We start from the raw sequence: 3,969 nt of genomic DNA on the forward strand, positions 1-3,969 counted from the left end.
TGAACAGCAGACCGGGGAGCGGGTCGACGATGAAGTCGAGCTCGTCCATGAGCCGGTACGACCAGGCCAAGAGTGGCGTGGACAAGGCCGGAGACCCGGCGAGTCCGCCGAGCGGCTCGGCGACGGCGACGACGTTCATCGGGGGGCTCCCCACGAACTCGGCGACGAACCGGTTGCCGGGCCGTTCGTACATCTCCACGGGCGGCGCGACCTGCTGCAGCTCGCCCTCGTTCATGACCGCGACATGCGTCGCCATGGTCATGGCCTCCATCTGGTCGTGGGTGACGAACACGACGGTCGCGCCCGTCTCGTCGTGGATGCGCTTGAGCTCGGTGCGCATCTCCAGCCGCAGCCGCGCGTCCAGGTTGGACAGCGGCTCGTCCAGCAGCAGGACCTCGGGGTCCACCGCGAGCATGCGGGCGAGGGCGACGCGCTGCTGCTGCCCGCCCGACAGCTGCGAGGGGTAGCGGTCGGCGCACTCGGCCACGCGGACCTTGCGCAGCGCCTCCATGGCCCGCTCGCGCCGCGCGGCGGCCGGGACCTTCCGCATCCGCAGCCCGAACTCGACGTTGCGCAGGACGGTGAGGTGCGGCCAGAGCGCGTAGTTCTGGAACACCAGGCCCATGCCCCGCTTCTCCGGCGGGACGTAGACGCCGCGGCCCACCGCGTCCAGGACGCGGTCGCCGACGCGGATCTCGCCCGCGGTCGGCTGCTCCAACCCGGCGATCATGCGCAGGGTGGTGGTCTTGCCGCAGCCGGACGGGCCGAGCAGGCAGGTGAACGACCCGTCCGGGATGGTCAGGTCCAGGTTCCGGACCGCGACATGGCCGCCGGGGTACTGCTTGACCACTTCACTGAGGGTGATGGCCGACATGGTCAACCTCCGATGCCCGAGGCCAGGCTGCTCCGGGTGAGCCGCTGGGCCAGATAGGTCAGGGTGAACGAGAGCAGGGCGATGACCAGCACGACCGCGTTGGCCAGCTGGGTGTATCCGTAGTCGACCAGGCCGATCGACAGGGTCGTGAGCAGCTGGGTGCCGGAGGTGGTCAGCATGATCACGATGCTGAGCTCCTTCAGCCCGGACACCAGCGGCAGCACCACGCCGGTGACGAGGGCGCCCTTCTGGATGGGCACGATGATCCGGAACATCCGGACCGGCCAGCGGGCCCCGGCGACCTGCGCGGCCTCCTCGGGTTCGCGGCCGAGCTGCATCATCGCCGCGATGCCCGAGCGCGACGAGTACGGCAGGTGGGTGACGACCAGCACCAGGACGAGCAGCGTGACCGTCCCGTAGAGGGCGGGCACCGGGCCGCGCCGCACCGCGAACAGCGACAGGCAGGCGGCGGCGAACGCGATGCCGGGCACCAGGTACGGCAGGAACGAGACCTGCCGCAGGAACCCCGACACGCGGCCGCCGTCGCCGCGCACCACCACGTAGCCGATGAGGAGCCCGACGAAGCCGCAGACCAGCGCGGCGATGCCGACGATGCGCAGGCTGTTCCAGGCCGCCTCGTACAGGTCGGAGCCGCGCAGCACGCCGTGCGGGAACCCGACCGCGCCGGGGATGTCCTCGCCGATCCAGAACGTGAGCGTGAAGTTGTCGGCGCGGAACACCCCGGGCGTCTTGGTGACGGTGGACAGCAGCAGGGTCAGCACCGGGGCCGCCACGCTGACCAGGAACACCGCCATGCCGACGGCGAACGCCGGCCAGCGCCAGCGGCGCAGGTCCGCCCGCCGGTCCATGGCGCCCTTGCCGCCGACGGTGACGAACCGGCGCTGCTCGCGGACGAGCCGGGTGTCCACGACCACCACCAGCACGCCGACGAGGACGATCACGCCGGCCAGCACCGAGGCCACGCCGGTGCTGCGGTCCCGGATGGCGTGGTACAGGCTGGTGGACAGCACGTTGTAGTCGCTCGGCAGGCCGAGGATGTAGGGCGTGCCGAAGGTGCCGAGGACGCGGCCGAGCACGAGCAGGACCGCCGAGGACAGCGCGGGCAGCATCAGCGGCAGGGTGATGCGGCGCAGGACCGTCCGGCCGCCCGCGCCGAGGATCCGGGCGGAGTCCTCCAGCTGCGCGTCGATGCGGCGCAGCGCGTTGCCGAACAGCAGCAGGACGAACGGGTAGTAGTGCAGCCCGAGCGTCACGATGATCGGGAACGGCCCGTAGGCGAGCCAGTCGGGCGTGGAGATCCCGGCGCCCTGCAGGTAGCCGACCTGGCCGCCGGACCGCTCGTTCTTGAACAGCGTCAGCCAGGCCAGCGCGAACGTCCAGGACGGCAGCATGTACGGCACCACCAGCGCCGCGGCCAGGAACTTGCGTCCGGGCACGTTGGTGCGGGTGACCAGCCAGGCCATCGACCCGCCCACGACCAGGGCGAACACGATGACGCCGGCCGACACGACGAGCGTGTGCAGCAGCGGCTCCCAGAACAGCAGCCGGCTGACGGGCGAGCGGAACACCCGCCACATGTAGTAGCCCGTCCAGTCCCCGGTGTGCTGGCCGGAGCGCGCCTCGTCCCCGTACTGGACGCGTCCGGCGTCCGAGAAGACCGAGATGAGCGGCGCGATGACGAGGTAGAGCAGAGCGAGGCACAGCACCACGCCGAGCAGCACGGTGGGCTCGCGCAGGAGCACGCGGACGCGGTAGAGCACGCGTCTGCCACGTGACGCCGGGCGCGCGGGGGCGGCGACCGCCATGACGATTCCTCCGGTGGTGGGGTCAGCGGTGGTTGACGCGCCAGAAGTCCTTGATGTCCTGGCGTTCGCGGAAGTCGTCGGTCATGGTGCCCGGCACGAACCGGAACAGCTGGTTGTCCCAGTCGGCCAGGCCGGGCGGGTTGTTGGGGCTCTTGCCGACCGACTTGTTGCCGGACACCCCGCCGCTGCCGGACTCCAGCGCGAAGCCCTCCTTCTCCATGACGAAGTGGACGAACAGCTTCGCCGCGTTCGGGTGCTTGGAGCCGGTCGCGATCGTCGCGTACTTGGGGTAGGCGAACCCGGTCCACGGGGACAGGCCCTCGCAGACCTTCATGTGGAAGCCCTTCTGCTCGACGTCGCGGAACTTCGCGATGGACATCAGGCCGAGGGTCTGCTTGGTCTGGTTGGGGGCGGCGACGCCGGTCGCCACGTCCTCGTCCTCGGTGGTGAGGACCGGGGAGTTCTTGGCGAACCGCTTGACCCACTCGTGCGCGGGGTCCTTCTCGGAGAGCTGGAGCTTGCCCTTGCCGAGCGCGTCATAGGCGGCGGTCAGCTTGTCGGTGCCGTGGTCGGCGAGCTGCGTGAACCACTGCGTGAAGACCTCCTTGCCGAGGGGGTCCTGAAGCAGCACCTTGCCCTTCCACGCCGGGTCGGTGAGCTCCCAGAGGTTCTTCACCGGGCAGCCGTTCGGGCTGAGCTTGGGGTTGTAGACGAAGACGTACGCCTTCATCAGCATCATCAGCGGGTTGCGGTCGCCCTCGGCGATGTCGGATGCCAGGTCCGGCGGGATCCAGGTCCGGACGATCCGCTGCGGCAGGAGCTGCCCGACGAGCATCGGCCCGTCCTCGAAGAGGTTGACGTCGATGGTGACGTTCTTGGCCTGGGACTCGCGGGTCATCTTCTCGGCGGTCGCCGCCGCCTTGGACTTCACGCCCTCGGCCTTGATCCCGTACTTCTTCGCGAACGCCTCGGCCACGTCCTTGACGTCGCCGCTGCCGTCGTAGGCGAGGACCGAGCCCTCCTTCTTGGCGGCGGCGATCAGGTCGTCGAGCTTGAAGCTCGCGGCGTCCTCGACGCTGGCGGACGGCAGCGGGCTCGCGCCGCCCGCCTCGCCGCTGGTGGACGGTGCGCAGGCGGTCAGCGCGGACGCTGCCAGGGCGAGCAGTCCGGCGCACGCGGCGCGGGCGCGCCGCCGTCCGGGGGCGGATCCGTTCATGGTCGGTTCTCCTTGGGGGGACGCGCCGCCGGGCCCCCCGTCCCGGGGCCGCC

Annotated in this window: 2 protein-coding genes and 1 pseudogene; all 3 read right to left on the reverse strand. The window is 70.7% G+C overall.

Features of this window, described 5'->3' with window-relative positions:
• Positions 1–430: 430 nt before the first annotated feature.
• Positions 431–787 (reverse strand): annotated as a pseudogene (locus AB0J52_RS30740) (ABC transporter ATP-binding protein); the annotation flags it as partial.
• An 89-nt stretch (positions 788–876) separates the two neighbouring features.
• Positions 877–2,700 carry an ABC transporter permease gene (locus AB0J52_RS30745; protein WP_500186178.1) on the reverse strand — a complete coding sequence of 608 codons (1,824 nt, stop codon included), beginning with the start codon at positions 2,698–2,700 and terminating at the stop codon, positions 877–879.
• A 22-nt stretch (positions 2,701–2,722) separates the two neighbouring features.
• Entirely contained in the window at positions 2,723–3,916 is a 1,194-nt protein-coding gene (locus AB0J52_RS30750) for an ABC transporter substrate-binding protein (protein ID WP_500186179.1), read from the reverse strand.
• Between the last annotated feature and the right edge of the window lie 53 nt (positions 3,917–3,969).

The sequence above is a fragment of the Spirillospora sp. NPDC049652 genome, assembly GCF_040675125.1.
Lineage (GTDB): Bacteria > Actinomycetota > Actinomycetes > Streptosporangiales > Streptosporangiaceae > Spirillospora.